At 68.6% G+C, this 19,568-nt stretch carries 18 protein-coding genes; 10 read left to right on the top strand and 8 right to left on the bottom strand.

Features of this window, described 5'->3' with window-relative positions; genetic code table 11:
* Positions 1 to 32 precede the first annotated feature (32 nt).
* The gene (acs, locus tag ON23_RS33095; RefSeq protein ID WP_039783369.1) at positions 33 to 1,964 is read left to right on the top strand and encodes an acetate--CoA ligase; all 1,932 of its coding nucleotides are present in this window, start codon (positions 33 to 35) and stop codon (positions 1,962 to 1,964) included.
* A 159-nt stretch (positions 1,965 to 2,123) separates the two neighbouring features.
* On the opposite strand, the gene ON23_RS33090 is transcribed toward acs, so the two are convergent.
* Positions 2,124 to 3,950, bottom strand: coding sequence for an NAD(P)/FAD-dependent oxidoreductase (locus ON23_RS33090; RefSeq protein WP_039783367.1), 1,827 nt, complete (start codon positions 3,948 to 3,950; stop codon positions 2,124 to 2,126).
* Between the two features lie 97 nt (positions 3,951 to 4,047).
* Here ON23_RS33090 and ON23_RS33085 point away from each other — a divergent pair, with 97 nt between their 5' ends.
* Both ON23_RS33085 and ON23_RS33080 read left to right on the top strand, forming a co-directional pair.
* Positions 4,048 to 5,316, top strand: a complete 1,269-nt coding sequence (locus tag ON23_RS33085; protein WP_051043699.1) for a sigma-54-dependent transcriptional regulator family protein — start codon at positions 4,048 to 4,050, stop codon at positions 5,314 to 5,316.
* Between the two features lie 92 nt (positions 5,317 to 5,408).
* Positions 5,409 to 6,185 (top strand): ATP-binding protein, encoded by a 777-nt coding sequence (locus tag ON23_RS33080; RefSeq protein ID WP_039783365.1) that lies wholly within the window; start codon positions 5,409 to 5,411, stop codon positions 6,183 to 6,185.
* Here the strand turns inward: ON23_RS33080 and ON23_RS33075 are convergent.
* Genes ON23_RS33075 through ON23_RS36385 form a run of 3 tightly spaced genes read right to left on the bottom strand, consistent with a single transcriptional unit; the run spans position 6,178 to position 9,622 of the window.
* Positions 6,178 to 8,043 carry a CheR family methyltransferase gene (locus tag ON23_RS33075; protein WP_039783363.1) on the bottom strand — a complete coding sequence of 622 codons (1,866 nt, stop codon included), beginning with the start codon at positions 8,041 to 8,043 and terminating at the stop codon, positions 6,178 to 6,180. The genes ON23_RS33080 and ON23_RS33075 overlap by 8 nt on opposite strands.
* Before the next feature lie 20 nt (positions 8,044 to 8,063).
* Positions 8,064 to 9,101: a chemotaxis protein CheB gene (locus ON23_RS33070; RefSeq protein WP_051043698.1), complete on the bottom strand. Its 1,038-nt coding sequence runs from the start codon at positions 9,099 to 9,101 to the stop codon at positions 8,064 to 8,066.
* Positions 9,102 to 9,109: 8 nt separating this feature from the next.
* Complete coding sequence (locus tag ON23_RS36385) at positions 9,110 to 9,622, bottom strand: STAS domain-containing protein (RefSeq protein WP_051043692.1); 513 nt, start codon at positions 9,620 to 9,622, stop codon at positions 9,110 to 9,112.
* Positions 9,623 to 9,910: 288 nt separating this feature from the next.
* Here ON23_RS36385 and ON23_RS33060 point away from each other — a divergent pair, with 288 nt between their 5' ends.
* The 4 genes from ON23_RS33060 (at position 9,911) to ON23_RS33045 (ending at position 13,866) form a co-directional block, all read left to right on the top strand.
* Positions 9,911 to 11,119: an alcohol dehydrogenase catalytic domain-containing protein gene (locus ON23_RS33060; protein WP_039783394.1), complete on the top strand. Its 1,209-nt coding sequence runs from the start codon at positions 9,911 to 9,913 to the stop codon at positions 11,117 to 11,119.
* A gap of 137 nt (positions 11,120 to 11,256) precedes the next feature.
* Positions 11,257 to 11,793, top strand: coding sequence for a hypothetical protein (locus ON23_RS36380; RefSeq protein WP_051043691.1), 537 nt, complete (start codon positions 11,257 to 11,259; stop codon positions 11,791 to 11,793).
* Positions 11,794 to 11,829: 36 nt separating this feature from the next.
* Complete coding sequence (locus ON23_RS33050; RefSeq protein ID WP_039783361.1) at positions 11,830 to 12,570, top strand: hypothetical protein; 741 nt, start codon at positions 11,830 to 11,832, stop codon at positions 12,568 to 12,570.
* Positions 12,571 to 12,717: 147 nt separating this feature from the next.
* Positions 12,718 to 13,866, top strand: a complete 1,149-nt coding sequence (locus ON23_RS33045; protein WP_039783359.1) for a cation:proton antiporter — start codon at positions 12,718 to 12,720, stop codon at positions 13,864 to 13,866.
* Between the two features lie 7 nt (positions 13,867 to 13,873).
* On the opposite strand, the gene ON23_RS33040 is transcribed toward ON23_RS33045, so the two are convergent.
* Positions 13,874 to 14,680 carry a methyltransferase domain-containing protein gene (locus tag ON23_RS33040; protein ID WP_039783358.1) on the bottom strand — a complete coding sequence of 269 codons (807 nt, stop codon included), beginning with the start codon at positions 14,678 to 14,680 and terminating at the stop codon, positions 13,874 to 13,876.
* A 21-nt stretch (positions 14,681 to 14,701) separates the two neighbouring features.
* A complete protein-coding gene (locus tag ON23_RS33035) occupies positions 14,702 to 15,250 on the bottom strand; it encodes a TetR/AcrR family transcriptional regulator (RefSeq protein WP_039783355.1) in 549 nt (182 codons plus the stop codon).
* Between the two features lie 110 nt (positions 15,251 to 15,360).
* Here ON23_RS33035 and ON23_RS33030 point away from each other — a divergent pair, with 110 nt between their 5' ends.
* Entirely contained in the window at positions 15,361 to 15,849 is a 489-nt protein-coding gene (locus ON23_RS33030; protein ID WP_039783392.1) for a hypothetical protein, read from the top strand.
* A 12-nt stretch (positions 15,850 to 15,861) separates the two neighbouring features.
* On the opposite strand, the gene ON23_RS33025 is transcribed toward ON23_RS33030, so the two are convergent.
* Positions 15,862 to 17,256 (bottom strand): type I glutamate--ammonia ligase, encoded by a 1,395-nt coding sequence (locus ON23_RS33025; RefSeq protein WP_245556265.1) that lies wholly within the window; start codon positions 17,254 to 17,256, stop codon positions 15,862 to 15,864.
* A gap of 181 nt (positions 17,257 to 17,437) precedes the next feature.
* Positions 17,438 to 17,935 (bottom strand): DUF6764 family protein, encoded by a 498-nt coding sequence (locus ON23_RS33020; RefSeq protein ID WP_039783354.1) that lies wholly within the window; start codon positions 17,933 to 17,935, stop codon positions 17,438 to 17,440.
* Between the two features lie 341 nt (positions 17,936 to 18,276).
* Between ON23_RS33020 and ON23_RS33015 the strand changes: the two genes are divergently transcribed.
* Together ON23_RS33015 and ON23_RS37295 are read left to right on the top strand one after the other, a co-directional pair.
* Positions 18,277 to 19,404, top strand: a complete 1,128-nt coding sequence (locus tag ON23_RS33015) for a polyprenyl synthetase family protein (RefSeq protein WP_373282270.1) — start codon at positions 18,277 to 18,279, stop codon at positions 19,402 to 19,404.
* Between the two features lie 11 nt (positions 19,405 to 19,415).
* On the top strand, positions 19,416 to 19,568 hold a 153-nt coding region (locus ON23_RS37295; protein WP_157170361.1), incomplete at its 3' end, for an FAD-dependent oxidoreductase.

The following is a 19,568-nucleotide window of genomic DNA, read 5'->3' as shown; positions in this document are numbered from 1 at the left end:
AGTTGCCAACCCCGGCACACGACACTGCCGCCATGGACGACTTGATCACCGGGAATACGGATCTCTCGACGCACCGGAACGAGTACTCCGGCGCGGAACTGTACGGACTGGCCGTCGCCGATCGCGACGGTTTCTGGGCGCGGCAGGCCGAACGTCTGCACTGGGACACCCACTGGCACACCGTGCTGGAACGCCCCGCACCCCACCGCGCCCGCTGGTTCGCCGGTGGCCGGCTCAACGTCGCCTACAACTGCGTGGACCGCCACGTCGACGCCGGGTACGGCGACCAGGTCGCCATCCACTGGGTCGGGGAACCCGGCGACACCCGCGACCTCACCTACGCCGAGTTGCAGCGCACGGTACACCGCGCGGCGAATGCCTTGGCGCGCTTGGGTTTGCGAGCCGGTGACCGCGTCGCGATCCAGCTGCCGATGATTCCGGAGGCCATCGTGACGATGCTGGCCTGCGCGCGCCTGGGCCTGGTGCACAGCGTCGTCTTCGCCGGGTTCTCCCCCGCCGCCCTGCGCGCCCGGGTCGACGACGCCGGCGCGCGCGTGGTCGTCACCGCCGACGGTCAATACCGGCGCGGCGCGGCCGTGCCCATGAAGGAGCGGGTCGACGAGGCATTGGCCGGCGCGGCCACGGTGGAGAAGGTGGTCGTCGTCCGCCGCGTCGGCGACGACCTCGCCGGCGATCTGCCCTGGACCGACGGCCGCGACATCTGGTGGGACGAGTTGCTGACCGGAGTCCCGGATCGGCACGAATACACCGCATTCGACGCCGAACATCCGCTGTTCATCCTCTACACCTCGGGCACCACCGGGAAACCGAAGGGCATCCTGCACACCACCGGCGGCTACCTGACCCAGGCCGCCTACACCCATCGCCTCGTCTTCGATCACGATCCTGGCCGCGACGTGTACTGGTGCACCGCCGATATCGGCTGGATCACCGGGCACACCTATCTGGTGTACGGGCCGCTGGCCAACCGCGCCACCCAGGTGGTCTACGAGGGCACGCCGAACACCCCGCACGAGGGACGGCACTGGGAGATCGTGCAGCGCTATCGGGTCACCATCTACTACACCGCGCCGACGCTGATCCGCACATTCATGAAGTGGGGCGACGACATTCCCGCCCGCTACAACCTGTCGAGCCTGCGGGTGCTGGGCAGTGTGGGCGAACCGATCAATCCCGAGGCGTGGGCCTGGTACCGCGAACACATCGGCGCGGGACGGGCACCGATCGTCGACACCTGGTGGCAGACCGAGACCGGCGCGGCGATGATCGCGCCGCTGCCGGGCACCCGCGCGCCCAAACCCGGTGCGGCGCAACAACCGTTGCCCGGCATCTCGGCCAAGGTGGTCGACGACGCGGGCGACGAAGTCGCGCCGGGCGAATCCGGATATCTCGTGCTCGATCAACCGTGGCCGGGCATGGTGCGCGGCGTGTGGGGCGACGAGGACCGCTTCCGCAGCACCTACTGGGAACGCTTCGCCGACCACGGCTACTACTTCGCCGGCGACGGCGCCCGCTACGACGCCGACGGCGATATCTGGATCCTCGGCCGCACCGACGACGTCATGAACGTCTCCGGGCATCGACTCTCGACCGCCGAAATCGAATCGGCGCTGGTGTCGCATCCCGCGGTGGCCGAGGCGGCCGTGGTCGGCGCCGCCGACGCGATGACCGGGCAGCGCATCGTCGCTTTCGTCGTCACTCGCGACGGCAGCGGTGATACCGCCACCGAGGAGCTGCGCGCCCACGTAGGAACCGAAATCGGGCCGATCGCCGCGCCCCGGCACATCCTGCTCGTGCCCGAACTTCCGAAGACCCGCTCCGGCAAGATCATGCGCCGCATTCTGCGCGACATCGCCGACGGGCGCGAGATCGGGGAAACCACCACCCTGGCCGATCCCACTGTGGTGGAACGGATTTCGCGGCAATTCAGCCCAGCACCCTGAGTCACCCATCGACGCGACCCCGCCGCACCGGTTCTGTGCGGCGGGGTCGCTCGTCGCGGGGATATCGGACATCATCGGCCGTCACCTCACGAGAATTCTGTGCTTCCTCCGACTTCGGCGGCCGGGTCGCTCGGCTCGAACGACCCGGCCGGCACCCACTCAGCTGAGATGGTGCACTTCCTGCAACCCGTACACGGGCGTGGGGATCTGTTCGTAGCGCGCCTTCAGCTGCAGCGCCAGATACAGCGAATAGTGGCGCGACTGATGCAGATTGCCGCCGTGGAACCACAGGCCGTCCTGCTGGGTCGGCTTCCACATATTGCGGAGTTCCCCCTCGAACGGGCCCGGATCCTTGGTGGTGCCCGACCCGTAACCCCAGCATTTGCCGACCTTGTCGGCCACCTCCTGGCCGATCAGATCCGCCGCCCAGCCGTTCATCGAGCCGTATCCGGTAGCGTAGACCACCAGATCCGCCGGCAGTTCGGTGCCGTCGTCGAGAACCACCGCATCCTCGGTCAGCTCACGAATCCGGCCGTGCGCCAACGCGATATCGCCGTTGGCGATCAGCTCGCTCGCGCCGACGTCGATGTAGTAGCCCGAGCCGCGGCGCAGATATTTCAGGAACAGTCCGGAACCGTCGTCGCCCCAGTCGAGTTCGAATCCGGCCCGGGCCAACCGGTCGTAGAATTCGGCGTCGCGTTCGCGGATGGCGTCGTAGATCGGGATCTGGAACTGGTGCATGATCCGGTACGGCAGCGAGGCGAAGATCAGATCGGCCTTGTCGGTGGTGATGCCGTTGGCCAGTGCCCGTTCCGAATACAGATCGCCGAGTCCGAGTTCCATCAGCGACTCCGAGCGCACGATATGCGTAGAGGAGCGCTGCACCATGGTCACCTGCGCGCCGACCTCCCACAGCGCACCGCAGATATCGTGTGCGGAATTGTTGGAGCCGATCACCACGACCCGCTTCCCCGCATACGCGTCCGGGCCCGGATGTTGGCTCGAATGCTGCTGTTCGCCCCGGAACCGCTGCATACCGGGGAAATTCGGGATGTTCGGCTTCCCCGACATGCCGGTGGCGAGGACCAGATGCCGCGGGCGCAGCACGACCTGCTCGCCGTCGCGTTCGACCCGCACCGTCCATTCGCCGGTGGTGTCGTCGTAGGCGGCCGAGGTGCAGGTGGTCTTCGACCAGTACGGCACCTCCATCACCCGCGTGTACATCTCCAGCCAATCGCCGATCTTGTCCTTCGGCGTGAAGACCGGCCAGTTGTCCGGGAACGGCAGATACGGCAGGTGGTCGTACCAGACCGGGTCGTGCAGGCACAGCGACTTGTACCGCTTGCGCCACTGATCTCCGGGCCGATCGTGCTTGTCGACCACCAGCGCCGGCACACCCAGTTGCCGCAACCGGGCGCCGAGGGCGATACCGCCCTGTCCGCCGCCGATCACCAGCACGTAGGGCTGGGTGGTGTAGCCGAGTTCGCGTTCCTGTCGCTCCCGCTGCTCGGACCAGGTGACGCGCTCGCGGGTGGCCCCGTGCTCGGCCCCCTTGGGCCGGCGCGGACCCTTGTTCTCCTCCAGCCCCTTCAGTTCGCGCAGGCTGGTGAGCAGCGTCCACGCGCCTTCGTCGGTGAGGCGCAGATGACCGACCGCACGCCCGACCGCGGTCTCGAATCCGATCCAGGCGGTGATCACGCCGTCGTCCTCGGTCGCCGGTTCGGTGGTGTGGAACCCTCGCGGATCGGTGTCGGCGAGCCGGGCGCGCAACATGTCGGCGACTCCCTCGCGCCCCTCGACGGTCTTGATGTTCCAGGTGAACGCGACCAGGTCCCGCCAGAAGCTGTCGAGTGCGAACATGCCGGCCGCCGCCTCGATATCGCGCGCCGCCAGTGCGGACTCGAAGTCGCGCAGCCAGGTCTCGACCCGCTGCTGAGGTCCCGCACCGTCGGACCGCTCCGCCACCGGTTCCAATGTCGAGGTCATCGGATACTCCTTCCCAAGTTCTGTGACCTACAGCACACGCGAGTCGAACCGGTGTCACAATCGTTGCAAGGCGTTGCACTCTTCAGGAATGGACCACGTGGGCAGCTTCGAGGCGATCACCCCGGGAACGGATCTGCCGCGCTACGCCCGCGACCTCGTGCGCATGCACGACGCGGTCATCGGCGGCGGGCGGGCGCCGCTGCGCCCGCGCACGGTGGTCGCGCGGTCCTGGTCGCGGGTGCTCGCGGCCGGGTTGGCGCCCGATCGGACCAATACGCGCGCGATCCTGCCGTTCGACGAGATCGAACAGCGCCGCCGCACCTCGCCGCTGCAGGAGGTGATCGGCGATCTGTCGCGCATCCTGACCGGCGTCGCCGACTCCTCGCAGATGATGATGGTCGTCGCCGACGCCGACGGCATCGTGCTGTGGCGCTCGGGCGCCGCCCGGGTGCGCGGTCGCGCCGACGAACTCGGCTTCCGCGAAGGAGCCACCTGGACCGAAACCACGGTCGGCACCAACGCCATCGGCACGGCGCTCGCCGAAGCCGTTCCAGTGCAACTGTTCTCGGGCGAGCATTTCGAACAATCGCAGCATCCGTGGTACTGCACCGCGGCGCCACTGCACGATCCGCGCACCGGCGACCTGCTCGGCGTGGTCGATGTGAGCGGCCCGGCGCTGACCCTGCATCCGACCGTGACCGCCCTGGTCAGCGCCGCGGTGGAGATCGCGCAGGGGCAACTGCTGCACCGTCAGTACGAGCGGTTGCAGCGATTGCGCGACACCGCCATGCCGGCGCTCTCCGCGCTGCCGGGCCCGGCACTGGTCATCGACCGTAACGGCTGGGTCGCCCACGCCACCGGGGTGGCACCCGCGCGGCGCATCGCGGTACCGAATTCCGAACGCGCCGTGCAGGTTCCGGGACTGGGCCTGTGTATCGCGGAACCGCTGGCCGAGGGCTGGCTGCTGCGGCCCATGACCGGTGACACCCGGATCCGCATGACCCTCGACCTGTCCGGCGCACCGGTGGTGCGCAGCACCGGCGGCGAATCCGATTGGCACACACCGCTTTCCCAGCGGCATGCCGAGATCCTGTTGCTTCTGCACCGCCACGGCCGCCGCGGCATATCGGTCACCGAGCTCAGCACCGCGATCCACGGCGACCCCGATCATGCGGTGGCGATCCGCGCGGAGCTCTCCCGATTGCGCCGCATTCTCGGTTCCGTGATCGAAAGCCGGCCCTACCGACTCTCGGCGGCGGTGGAGTTCACGGTCGAACTCGGCGATACGCTCACCGGCGACGCATTCCTCCGCGGCGCGGGTTTCTCGCCCGAAAATGACGCGTTTCGGGGGCGCCCACAGGGGTAGGGTCGGAATATGGGCAGTACGCACGTGTCCACGGCTGCCGATCGCCGCTCGGGCCCGGTCGCCGGGGTGACAGCGCTCGAATGCGATCCGCCATGACTACCGTTCCGCCCATCTGCTGGGAGCCGACGGAAATCGATCGCTGTGTGGTGCTGGACCCCGATATCACGCTCGACGCGGTGACGTATCGCCGATTCACCGACGACCTCGTGAAGTTCGTCGTCGAACAGCCCCGCGCGGTCATCGTCTGTGTCGACCGCATGACGATCGCCACCGAAACCGTCCTCACCGCGTTCACCAGCGCCTGGTTGCGCACCGCGAACTGGCCGGGTGTGCCGATCCTGCTGGTCGCCGAGGACGACGCCCTACGCCGCCGGCTCGGACGCAGCGCGATCCGCCGGTTCCTGGCGGTGCAGCCGAGCGTTGACGCTGCCGTCGCCGCGGCGGCCGAACCGCCGATCCGGCGCCGGGCCGCGATGACCATGACGCTGTCGCCGGTCACCGGACATCGGGTGCGCCGGCTCATCGACGAGGTCTGCGCCGAATGGGACATCGCCGGGATCAGCGAGGCCGCGCAGATCATCGCCACCGAATTCATCGACAACGCCGACCTCCACGGCCATTTCACGGGCGTCCCCGATATCGACGTGCGTCTGGAATATCGCGAAGACCTGCTCACCATCGCGATCGCCGATCCCGACCCCCACGAAGCGGTGCTGCGCGAGCCCGAACCGGGCTCCGCCGGACGCCGGTTGCACGGCCTGCACATCGTGGCGGAATTGGCTTCGGCCTGGGGATGCGCGCCGCGGTGGCCGACCGGCAAGGTGGTGTGGGCGACACTGGCGACCGCGCGGAACCGGCAGGTCAGCTGACCGCGGCCTCCGGCTCCACCGGCTCCATGACCAGAATCGCGCCCGACGGCTTACCGCTGCGGTCGCTGAGCGATGTACAGACCACCCGGATCACGACCGCCCGGCCGCGCCGATTGACACTGTCGAGCCGAACCTCGCGCTCGTAGGCGGGGTCGGACAGCGCGGGCCGCACCACCGGCCGCAATTCCGAAACCGGAAGGCCGATATCGAGATTGAGCAGATGCTCGCCCTCAGCCTCCTCGGGCCGCAGGCCCCACAGATCTTCCGCACCCGCGTTCCAGACCACGATTCGCATCGAGGTGTCCACCACGGCGACACCCGCGTGCCAGGAACCCATGATCGAGGCGAAGAATTCGTTCACGTCATCGAGTTCGGTACTGCGCTCCCGCAATTCGGTATTGATCGTCTGCAGTTCGTCGTTGGTCGACTGCAGTTCCTCGTTGGTGGTCTCGAGTTCCTCGTTCGTGGACTGCAGTTCCTCGTTGGTGGTCTCGAGTTCCTCGACGGTCGACTGCAATTCCTCGTTCGTCGTCTCGAGTTCCTCGTTCGTCGACTGCAATTCCTCGTAGGCCGATTCCCGTTGCTCGTTGGCATGGTGCAGTTCGGACAGCAACCGGCGCGTCGCGCTGACATCGTGAAAGACCAGTGAGATTCCGATCGCCACATCGTCGGCCAGTAGCGGCGACACGTGCACCTCGAGTGCCAGCACCTCCCCCGGCCCACGCTGCCATTCGACGTCTTTGACCCGCACCGCCCGGCGGTCGGCGCGCACCTGATCGATATAGCCGCGCAATTCCAAAGGGCGGTAAGACAATTCGAGATCACGCAGCGGCCGGCCCACATCCCGGTCCGTCAGGCCGAACAGATGCTTACCCTGGTCGTTGGCCAGTACGATCACATCGTCTCGGCCGAGTACCACCTGCGCGACCGGACCCGCGGAAAAGGCCAGGGCGCACAGGGATTCGATCTGCTCGGTGTCGCGGCGATCGTGCACCAGGGTGCGCCCGAACACGGATCCGACGTCGACCCGCGCGGCCGGAACCTTGCGGAATATCCGTCGCTTGAGATCCACGGCGTCGAAGATGCGGCTGTGGCTCAGCAGCATTTCGGCCTTGCCCAGGAACAGCAGACCGCGCTGCGACAGGGCGAAATGGAATTTGTCGAGCACCTTGGTCTGCGTTTCGGCGTTGAAATACATCAGCGTATTCCGGCACGCCAGCAGATCGATGCGGGAGATCGGTGCGTCCTGGACCAGGTCGTTGCGACCGAAGATCACCGAGCGCCGCAGATCCTTGCGGAAGCCGTATCGTCCCGAGGCCGGTTCGAAATAGCGCTGGATCAGGTCCGCGCCGAGCGGGCTGATCTCCTTCTCGGTATAGGTGGCGTGCCGTGCGACGGCGAGCGCCTCCTCGTCGACATCGGTGGCATAGATCTTGACCCGCTGCCGGAATTCCTCGATGCCCATCGCTTCGGCGAGCACGATGGCCAGGCTGTAGGCCTCCTCGCCGGAGGCACATCCGGCGCACCAGACCCGGATCGGTTCCTCGGGGCCGCGCTCGCCCAGCATCGTGGGAATGATGTCGGACTGCAGATAGTCCCACGCGTCGGGATCGCGGAAGAATCCCGTCACGTTGATCAGTATGGTGTTGAACAGCGCGACGAATTCGTCCGCATTGGCCTGCAGCACGTCCAGGTATTCGACATAATCGCTCACGCCGAGTTGGGACATGCGCCGGTCCACGCGCCGCATGAGGCTGCTGCGTTTGTAGCCGGTGAAATCGAATCCGCGAGCTTCCTTCAGATACTGGAGGATCTCCTCGAATCCGCGGGCACTGCCGGGTGCCTTGTCCTCGTCCACCCGATCAACCTACCGCTCCTTCAGTTCGTGGAACGGTCGACGAGCAGCTTACGCAGTGTTTCGATCGCGGCGGCCTGCTCGGCGCCCTGATCCCGATAGCGCTGGGACAGCCGGTCGTCGCCGTGACGGGCGGCATCCTCGGTCATCCGCTCGGCCAGCCGCTGTTTCTCCTCGAGAGCGCGCAGCGCGGTCCACAGCGCCTTGTCGACCTCGACCTTCTGCTGGATCAGCAATGCCTCGGCGGTCCATGCGTGCCCGACCCGGCACCGGTAGCGGCCGCTGTCCTCGAGCACGTAGAGAACGCCGTTGCAGTCCGGGCAGGTGAGTCCGGACGGGCGCGCCATCGCGGCCACGCCGTCGTTACCGGGTACGGCGCCCGCATCGATACTCGCTTCCAGACGCTGCAGTTCGGATGCGTCCGGCGGGTCCGGCGCCCGGTGGCGAGTGCGGAGCCGATCGGCGACCGCCTTGCCCAGATCTCGCGCCGGAAGCACCAAATCGACTGCGACGGAATCCAAGACGTTCTGCGGCATACCGCGATACAGCGCGTCGTGCGGCTCCTGCACCGCCACGACACCGCCGCGGTTGGTCACCAATGCGGCGCCTGCGGTTCCGTCGTCCAAGGTGCCGGACAACACGACGCAGGCCACTCGCGGCGCCCAGGACATGGCCGCCGACCGGAACAGCGCGTCCACGCCCGGCCGGTGGCCGTTCTCGGTGGGGCCTCGCGACAGATGTAGATGCGTCGAGGTGACGACCAGATGGCGATCGGGCACCGCCACGTACACCACACCGGATCGCAGTGGCATGCCGTCGGCGGCGGCGACGGCCGGAAGCGGCCCGGTCCGGTTCAGAATGGCCGGCAGCGCGCTCGCGCCGTGCGGCGGCATATGCAGGACGACCGCGACCGCGGCGTCGAGATCCGGCGGTAGCCCGCGGACGAATTCGCGCAACGCTTCCACGCCGCCGGCGGATGCGCCGGCGACGATCAGATCCTGCGGCACCCGCACCGTCTCGGTGTCCGATTCGGACCGGTCGCCGACCAGGGTTTCGTCCATGAGGGCGATCACTCGGCTTTCGGGCAGGCGGTCCGGACCGACGGCCGGTGTCGTCCGCGGGACGGGGTGGGTGAGGTACTCGATGCCGGTCGCGGCGGGCCGACGGGGGCTACCGGCCCCAGCGCCTCCACAACGGTGCCGTACAACGGCACATGGGCGTCGATATCGCCCGCGTCCACCATGCGGGCGACCGTCGGGCTGGAGGTGACCAGCGCTAGTTCGACCGGCAACCGGTCGGCCTCCTCGGCCAGCACCGCCAGTGCGCGCCAGCCGAGAAATCTCAGACGCGTCGTATCGATCACCAGGTGGCCGCCGGCTTGCCGCGCGAAAGCCGCACCCGAGCGGATGAGCTCTCGCCACACGGCCAGAGCCGCGGTGTCGGCCTCACCACGGAAGCACAGGATCGCGGCATGGGAACGTTCCCGGACGACGGCCCTCAGATCGGGATGCGGGCCGCATTCGGCGTCCGCGACCCCGTCGAACGGCGGCCCCGGTCGCGGCTCCCCTTCGCTCGGAAACATCACTCCTCCAAGCAGATTCGAATACGGCCCCGTTCGCCACACTACCCCTGTGCCGGGATGGACCCCACCCTTCTTCGGCACAGAGAACCAAGTTCCGGGTGGTGGCCCGAGCGGATGTGCGAGCGCCTGGTCGACGCCTGTTCACCGCATACCCGGCGGGTACGAATCGAACCGTTTTCGCACGGGTCGCGACGGAATATCTCCGCCTCCCCGGGGTAGGGCGTCCAGTGACCGGTCACCGGCGCCCGCCACGAGCACCACATCCGAACCCGCTATCGAGGAGTGAACGTGAAAGCAGTTGTCTGGCACGGTGTCGGCGATATCCGTCTCGACGTCGTCGACGATCCGAAGATCCAGGAACCCACCGACGCCATCGTGCAGATCACCTCGTCCGCGATCTGCGGTACCGATCTGCATCTGGTGCGCGGCACGATGCCCGGCATGGTGCCCGGGACCGTCCTCGGCCACGAGGCCGTCGGCACGGTCGTCGACACCGGTTCGGCGGTGCGCGGTTTCGCGCCGGGCGACCGCGTGGTCGTGTGCTCCACGGTGTCGTGTGGGCACTGCGCGTACTGCCGCAGCGGCTATACCGCCCAATGCGATACGGCCAATCCGAACGGCCCGCTGGCCGGCACCAGCTTCTTCGGCGGCCCGGAGACCACCGGACCGGTCGACGGCCTGCAGGCCGAGTACGCGCGCATCCCGTACGCGAACAACACCCTGGTGAAGGTGCCCGAGGGGGTATCCGACGACCAGGCGATCATGGTCTCCGACGTGCTGCCGACCGGGTGGTTCGGCGCCCGGCTCGCGCAGGTCAGCGAGGGTGACACCGTGCTGGTCCTCGGCGCGGGCGTCGTCGGGCAGTGCGCGATCGCGTCGGCGTTTCGACAGGGCGCCGGCCGGGTGCTGGTGGTCGACGGGATCGCCGACCGGCTCGAGACCGCACGCGCCCAGAACGCCGAACCGATCGACTTCCACCGGGAGGATCCGGTCGCGGTGACCCGCGAGCTGACCGGCGGGATCGGCGCCGATCGCGTCATCGACGCGGTCGGAGTCGACGCCCAGCGGCCCGAGCAAGGTCCGGCGGCGGACAACCTGCCGGTCGAGACCGACGTCTTCGAGGAAGAACGCCGGCTCGCCGCACCCGAGGGCAATACCGATTCCGGTCAGTGGCTGGTCGGCGACGCACCGAGTCTGGCCGGGCGCTGGGCGGTGCAGGCGGTCGCCAAGGCCGGTTCGGTCGGGGTGATCGGCGTATATCCGCCCACCTTCGACCGATTCCCGCTCGGGGTCGTCCTCAACCGCAATCTCACCGTGCAGGGCGGCAACTGCAATCACCATCGCTATGTGCCCGGTCTACTCGACAAGGTGGGGCGCGGCGATCTCGATCCCACCCGGTTCATCACCCAGCACGCCGAACCGCAGTCGATGATCGACGCCTACGAGGCCTTCGATCTGCGCCGGACCGGCTGGCTGAAAACCGTGGTGCCGATGTAGATCTCTCGGCCTGATCGTCTCCGACCGCCCCGCGCCGGCGCGAAGCGCGGGTGGCTAATGTACGGACGGCTCGTGAGAACCCTCGGTTCACCAATCGAGAGGGCACGGGCGATATCAGGCATCGAGAAAGAAGAATCATGCGTCACGTCATTCGCGCAGCCGCGATCGCGGTTCTCGCCACATCCGCCACGGTCGGCATCGCCGCTCCGGCCTTCGCCGAGTCTGGGTCGCCCGCGACCGCCACGGTCGCGGGCGAGCCGGGCACCCGGGTCGATCCGGCCCCCGCCGGTACGCCGGTCGATCCGGCCCCCGCCGGTACGCCGGTCGATCCGACCACGGAGTACCTGAACGCATTCGACACCATCGCCGGTGCGTGGGCCGACGACTCGACGGTCGGTCAGGTCGTGGGCACGGCGGCCGGCCTGGCGGTCGGCTGTCCGCTCGGCGCGATCACCGGCGGCACGCTGACCATTCCGGTCCCGGTGCTGACCCCGATCGGCGTCGTGGGCGGATGCATTCTCGGCGCGGGCACACTCGGTTTCCTCGGCGGCATGGCCGGCGGCATCGTCACCGGCGGACCGAGCTTGGCGAACGCGGTGGGCGACCAGTACAACTCGCTACATTCCAAAGGCCTGATCGCACAGTCGATGCCGGCCGACGGCAACGCACGGTAATCGACACTCGCCCACCGATCAGAGCGGAAGAATTTCATGAAGACCACCACCCGGACCATCGCCGTGTCCACCCTGCTCGCCACCGCCGTCGTCGCGGCGGCCGGGGCCGCCCAGGGCGAGGCCGTCGCCCCCGTCCCCACTGCCCCCGTCCCCACTGCCCCCGCATCCGTTGCCCCGCAATCGGATTGGACCAGTACGGACCTGGGTCCCGGCATCCGCTACCAGGACGACACGACCACCGGCACCGCGGCGCTGCAGACTCCGTTCGGCGCGGTGGCGGTGCGCCCCGGACAGTTCGATATTCGCGACGGCGCCGGTAGGACACTGCTCGGAACTCCGATCGAGGTTCCCGCGACCACCGAGTCCGCCCCACCGGCGACGCCGTCCCAGACCGTCGCCGGAACCGTGGAACCCACTGCGGCACAGCCGAATCAGGTCGCCGACACGCAGATGTCGGACCTCAACCAGGCCGTCGCGGCGGCCGGACCGCACATGGGTCTGGCGATGGCGGTCGGCGGTATGGCCGGTTCGGTGGTCGGCGCGGCGATCGGCTGCCCCCTGGGTATCGCCACCGGCGGCACCCTGATCTCCGTCGCCACCGCCGGCACCATGACCGTGCCCGCGATGGCCGCGGCCTGCCTGGTCGGCCTGGTCGCGGTGGGCGGCCTCGGTGCGAGTGTCGGCGGAATCGCGGTCGCCATTCCGGTCGGAATCGCCGCGGGCACACAGAAATACAACCAGCTGCAGGCCGAACACGCCCAGGGCGCCACGCACTGAGCCACCGCCGTGCCCGGCTCTGCGCGCATGCGGCCGGGCACGGCGCCGAGCACAGGTGACGGCGTGTCGGCGTGACCGGGAGTGTTGCACGGCGGACAGTGTGGACGACGTCGAACGGCAGCAGGTCGAGCGGAAGAAGTAGGCACGATGAGTTTGTCCACCCTGGCCCTGGTGCTGGCGCTCGGGCTGGCGGGACCGTTGCTGGCGTGGCGCGAAGCCTGGCACATACCGGTGATAGTCGGCGAACTGCTGGCCGGAATCATCTGCGGCGTCACCGGATTCGGGCTGCTCGATGCCTCGGATCCGGTGTTCGCCTTCCTGGCCGATATGGGTTTCGCATTGGTGATGTTCGTGGCCGGCACTCATGTCCCGATTCGTGATCCGCGGATCCGTTCGGCACTCGGAATGGGCGCCGTACGCGCGGTGCTGGTCGGTGCGGCCGCGGCCGTCATCGGCTACCTGCTGGCCGCGTTCTTCGCCACCGGGCACGGCGCGATCTATGCGGTCCTGCTCGCCTCCTCCTCCGCGGCACTGGTGCTGCCGATCATCGATTCCCAAGGGCTACAGGGCAGATCGGTGCTGGAGCTCACGGCGCAGGTGGCCATCGCCGACACCGCGTCGATCGTCGCGCTACCGCTGGTGATCGACGCCGGCAACGCCGGACGCGCGGCACTGGGCGCGCTGGCGGTGATCGGCACCGCGCTGCTGTTGTTCTTCCTGCTGCGGTGGCTGGAACGATCCGGTCTGCGCCGGCGTGCGCATCGGGTCTCCGAGCGCCGCAAATTCGCCCTCGAGCTACGGGTCAGTCTGGCCATCGTGTTCGGGATGGCGGCCCTCGCCACCCGCACACACGTCTCGATCATGCTGGCCGGGTTCGCGGCCGGGCTGGCCGTCGCGGCCGTCGGCGAACCGCGCCGGGTAGCGCGGCAATTGTTCGCCGCGACCGACGGATTCCTCGCTCCCCTGTTCTTCGTCTGGCTGGGCGCTCGGCTGAATCTGCGGGAATTCGCCGACCGCCCGCGGCTGATCCTGCTCGGGCTCGCACTGGGAGCCGGTGCGCTGCTGGTGCATCTGCTCATGCGGCTGCTGGGACAGCCGGTCACGTTCGGCGCGCTGGCCGCCGCGCAGATCGGTGTGCCGGTCGCGGCCGTCACCGTCGGCACCCAGCTGCATGTGCTGGTTCCGGCCGAGGCGGCCGCGATGATGCTGGGTGCGCTGGTGACCATCGTCGCGGCGGCGGTGGCTGCCGCGCTCGCGGCGCGACGGCCGCCGGTGGCGGATCCGGTCGCGTCGTGAGCGAGGGTCAGGGTTGGTGCGCCACGACCGCGAACATGGTCACCGAGAAGTGATAGTCGCCGCTCTCGGCAGCACGCCGGACATCGGCGAGCACGCGATCGCGCTGCTCGGCGGTGATCAATCCGTCGGCCACACCTCGCTCGGTGACGGCCGTGAACATCGGGAGGATCGCCTCCGGCTCCCAGATCACGGCCTCGGAACCGATATCGTCGATCACCAGCCCCGCCTCGACCAGCCGGCCTCGTAAATGCCTGCCGGAGTTGCGATTCGGACTGTTGGTTTCCATCCGCTGCTGCAATGCCGCGACGACCTCCGGATCGCCGGGATGGAAGATGGCCGTCGACCAGTCGCTGTCGATCAGCACGACCCGTCCGCCCGGCCGCAGCACCCGCGCGATCTCGGCGGTGGCCTTCGCCGGATCGTCGAGGTGTTGATAGACCCGCTCGCAGCGAACCGCGTCGACGGATGCGTCCGGCAGCGGCAGATCGTAGGCCGATCCCTCGATGAATTCGGCCTTCACGTCGGCGGCGCGCTCGCGCGCCACCGTGAGCATCGACGGATTCGGATCGATACCGATGGCCCGCCCGGACTCCCCCACCTGAGCGGCCAGCTCCACCACTTCGGTGCCGGTGCCCGAGCCCAGGTCGAGGGCCGTTTCGCCGGGTCGCAACGCCAGCGCGGCACGTGCCCATTCGCGCATCCGCACCACGCCGGGTAGGGCGGCCTGACTGTCGAGTATGCGGACGATCAGGTCCTGTTCCGGGTGGTCTACCTGGTCGATGTGGAAGGACGGAACGCCTTGTTCATCGCTCACCCCGCCAGTATGCCCGCGCGGTCAGTCGAACAGCAGCCGCGCGGCGTGGGCGAGCACCTCAGATCTGCTCTGTCCGGGGTGTTCGGCCTTGATCAGGTGGTTGGCGATGACCATCGAAAAGGACAGCAGCGCAACCGCTTCCACGTCCTCGGAGGCGACGCCGGAGTTCCGCAGGAGCGTGCGCAGGTAGTCCATTCTGGCGTTGTCCACTTTCCGCAGCCGTGCCTCCACGTCCGGATCGCGCCGGGCCCAGGCCCGGATGGCGAGGTCCAGCGGCGTCAAATCCTGGGCGAAGGTGAGCGTGCCCGCCCGCCGGATCTTGCGCTTCGGGTCGCCGCCCTCGCGTTCGACTTCTTCGCGCACATCGTCGACGGCACGGCGCTCCCAGTCGTCGAGCATCGCCTCGAGTAGTTCGTCGCGGGAGCGGAACTGCCGGTAGAAACCACCGCGAGTCACGCCGAGTTGCGCCGCCAGCGCCTCCACCCGGACCGCGTCGGGGCCCTGATGCTCGAGCACGGAGAGTCCGGCGTCGACCCACGCCCGCCGCGGAGTTCGCACCGGTGGCGCCATCACGTCCTCCTTCTCGACCGGCTCGTTACGCCCTTGATTAGATCACCCTTCGATAGATACAGTACTGTTCTGTATCTATCGTGCAGTACCGAAACCAGAAGGTTCTCGTCATGTCCGTGCACACCTCCCCCGGCGTCCGCCAATGCGGCATCACCGCCGAGCTGCTCAGCCTCACCACCCTGGACGACGTCGTCTACATCGACAGCCACGTACTGGAAACCCCCACCGCCACCGGCCGCACCGCCGAGCAGTGGGCCCGCACGATCATGGAGGACGTCCCCGAGGAGGTCCGGACGCGATTGCGTGCGGCGTGGGCCGGTATCCAACTCGACCTCACCCCCGGCGCGCCCGAGACGGTCGGCGGCTGGCGCATCACCTTCTCCGCACCGGAATGCCTTCTGCTGCGGGCCGATTCGGGACTCGGCTTCCACGGCGAACTGGCACTCGAGATCCGCGACGGCGTGGTCGCACTGTCGACCTTCGTGGCCATGCGCGGCACGCGCGCGCCGGATGTGTGGTTCGGCGTGGTGCCCGGCCATCTGGCGTTCGTGCGCTCACTGCTCGAACGAGCCGGAAGTACGGAGCCGGCGGCGAGCTGACGACCGCGCGGGTCAGTACCTCCACCGGCACGCGTCGGTGATCTGCTCGGGCGTAGCTTCGGCGAACAGCGCGATCTCACCGCGCCGGACGCTTCCGATGGTGTCGGCGAGGTCGTCGCCGAATGCCGCCCACAGCACCTCGTCGGCATCGAAAGCCGCCACCGCGTCCGCGAGCGTGGTGGGCAACGGGGTGATCCCGCGCGCCGACCGGGTGGCGGAGTCGAGGCGAGCCGGATCGCCGGCGACCGGTTCGGGCAGGGTCGCGCCCGCGCGCAGGCCCGCCCGTCCCGCCGCCAGCAGGCCCGCCAATGCCAGGTAGGGGTTGGCGGCGGCGTCGAAGGTCTTGATCTCGATATTGGCCGCGCGGTCGCGTTCGCCCTCGCTTCCGGTGATGTAGCGAAGCGCGGCCTCGCGGTTCTCCAACCCCCAGCATCGGAAGACCCCGGCCCAATGGCTGGGCTGCAATCGCAGATAGCCGGCCACCGCCGGGCAGCCGACGGCCAGCAGCGCGGGCAGATGGTCCAGGATCCCGGCGGCGAAGTGCTCCCCCTCCGCACCGATGCCGAACGGACCGGGACCGCCGCACATCCGATTCACACCGTCGCGCCACAGGCTCAGGTGGACGTGGCCACCGTTGCCGACGACACCGGGCACGACCATCGGGCTGAACGTCGCCCGCAATCCGTGCGCGTGACTGACGGCCCGGACGACCTCGCGCACCAGCACGGCGTTGTCGGCGGTGCGAACGGGATCGGCGGAGGCGATCGACAGTTCGAACTGGCCCACCTCGTATTCGGGATGGATCTGCTCGACGCCGATGCCGCTGTCGCGCACTTTCGTCACCACATCGCGCAGGTACGGGGCCAGTTCGCCGAGTCTGGCCATGCCGTAGGCGGGCGCCGACGTGGCCGGCCTGAAGGTGTCCGGGTCGAGCGGGTCGGGGCGCGATACCGTCCATTCGAATTCGATCGCGGTGCGCAATTCGTAGCCGTCGCCGGCCAGTTCGGCGACGAGACGGCGCAGCAGCAACCGCGAATCGCGTGGATGCGGGGTGCCACTCTGCGTGTAACGATCCGCCGGCGCCCATCCCCAGCCCGGTAGCGCGGCCACGGCGGTGGCCCGCTCGACATCGGGGTACAGCCGCAGGTCACCGGTCGGGCCACCGGCGACGTGTTCGGTCAGGATGGAGTCGTCGACCAGGAAGGCGTCGAAGACCGGTGACGCCCCGATGCCCCAGGCCGCCGCATGCGAGAACCGTTCCACCGGAACGGCTTTCATCCGGACGATGCCGCCGGTGTCGACCCAGGTGACAGCCACGGCGTCGACATTCCGGGCACTCAGCGCGGCGGCGACAGCGCTCGCCCGATCCGCGCGGTCGCGGCGCAGCCGCTCGGTCAGTGGTTCCACATCGACTCCCGGGAGTTCGAGGGAAGCCGGCACAACCAGACACAGACGCCGGCGGGTTGCCGCGTTCGAGACTACGCGCCGAGATCCCGATCGCTCACACTTGCGCCGCTGTCACGCCGGTTTACCAGCCCACCCGACGCCCGTGCGGAACCGGCACGAGGATCGTGGCGTGGCTGTGGGGTCACCGCATCGACAGGCAGCCCTGGAAGGTCTGGAAATCGCCCGCGAAGCCCGGGCCGCCGGTACACACCGGCGTTCCGACGCCGGAGACGGTGACCGTGGCGCCCGGCCCCGCGATGCCGATCGCAAGTCCCGGCCGTACCCCGGACAGGTCGGCGGTCGCGCCGGATCCGACCGCGATCGCCGCGGGCCCCGACCACGGCCCCGAGGCGGACCGGGCGGTGCCACCACCCTGCGCGATGGCCAGCGACAAACTCGTCGGCCCCGCGTTCGCGCTGGCCGTACCGTTGATGCCATAGGCGGCAGCCGCGCTCCCGCCGGTACTGGTGGCCGAACACGCGGCGTCGGCCCCCGTGTCGGCGACCGATGTGGCGCCCGGCGCCGGGCAGCTGGTGGAGTCGGCTTGGGCGGGCGTGGCCAGCAGCGCGGCCGAGGTCAACGCGATACCGCCGCCGGAGACGAGAGCGAACAGCGCGCGACGCGCGGAAGAACGAGACATGAGGGCCTCCTCTGATTGGTTCGTCTCAGCCAGAATACCCGCAATTCGATGCGTAAACGATGCATCCTCGTCTTTGCTTGCATCTGATCGCAGCGACACTCTTCCGAACTGGACCTACCTCGAACGAGTGGATCGCCGACTCTCACTACGGCTTCGCGGCGCGCAGTCCAGCACGGCAGATGAATACGGTTTTCACTGCATCATTTGTGCATCGTTTGCGGTAGCCTTGGGTTCGGGCGTCGAGGGAGGATCCCCAGCCGGGCCGGAAAACGCGGCCCCGATCCCCGCCCCGCAGACCAGCCGGCACCACTATCGCCGCACCACCGAACCGAGGAGTGGACGTGAGCGTCACCATCGACAATTCACGCCGATTGTGTTCCCCCGCAACGATTCTGGCCGATCACCCGGTGAACGTGGCGGACGGGGTCGCACGATGGCGTGCCGCGGTGCGGGATCGAGTGCTGACCGAACTGGACGCCTTCCTGCGCGAGAACCGGATCGGCGCCGTCCACGGGATCGCCGTCGACGACATCGCACGCCGATACGTGGCCGGCGGCAAATGCCTGCGATCGACGTTCATGTACATCGGCTGGTTATGTGGCGAGGCCCCGGACGCCGCCGCGCTGCGCGCCGCCGCCGCGCTGGAACTGGTCCACGCCTTCGCGTTGATCCAGGACGATGTGATGGACGAGTCGGCGCTGCGTCGCGGCGCGCCCACCGGACACGTCGCCTTCGCCGACGCGCACCGAGATCGTCGAATGCCCGGCGACGCCGCACGTTTCGGCGAGTCGGCGGCCGTGCTCCTCGGCGATATCTGCCTGGTCTGGGCCGACAAGATGCTGCGCGACAGCGGAATACGCCCCGATTGCCTCCACCGCGTGTGGCCTCGCTTCGACGCGATGCGTATCGAGCTGGCGGTGGGACAGTTCGGCGATCTGCTCAACGACGTCCGCACGGAACCGGATTTCGGGCAGGTACTGGCCCTGGCCCGTGCGAAATCCGGCAACTACACCGTGCGCCGGCCACTCGAACTCGGCGCGGCGATGGCCGGATGCGACGAAGCGACCCTGTCGGCGCTGAGCCGGTACGGACGCGCCGTCGGCGAGGCGTTCCAGCTGCGCGACGACCTGCTGGGAGTCTTCGGAAGCGTCGATGCCACAGGCAAACCCGGTGACGGAGACCTGACTCAGCACAAGGCGACCACCGTCGTGATCGCCACCCGCCAGCTCGCCGAACCCGCCGCCCGCCGCGAACTCGACGCGCTGCTGTCGGCACCGGTTGTCGACGCCGGTGCCACCGACAGACTGCGCGCCCTGATCACCGCCTCCGGAGCGCCCGCCCGGATCGAGACGATGATCAGCGACCGCATCGGCGAGGCGCGGCACGCCACCGAGAGCGCGACCCTGCCCGAACCGATGCGCCGCGTACTCGACGGCATGGGACTCATCTGCGTCACCCGCCACCCCTGAGGAGGAAGACCATGCGCACGACCACAGGTCGCAGCGACCATATCGTCGTAGTCGGGGCAGGGCTGGCCGGACTGTCGGCGGCACTGCACCTGGCCGGCCGCGGCCGCACAGTCACCGTGCTGGAACGTGATGCGATTCCCGGCGGCCGCACCGGTCGCGTCGAT

This window comes from Nocardia cerradoensis NBRC 101014, assembly GCF_000308535.1.
Taxonomy (GTDB): domain Bacteria; phylum Actinomycetota; class Actinomycetes; order Mycobacteriales; family Mycobacteriaceae; genus Nocardia; species Nocardia cerradoensis.
Note: the sequence above shows the minus strand (reverse complement) of the source record. Positions and strands in the feature narration are given on the sequence as shown.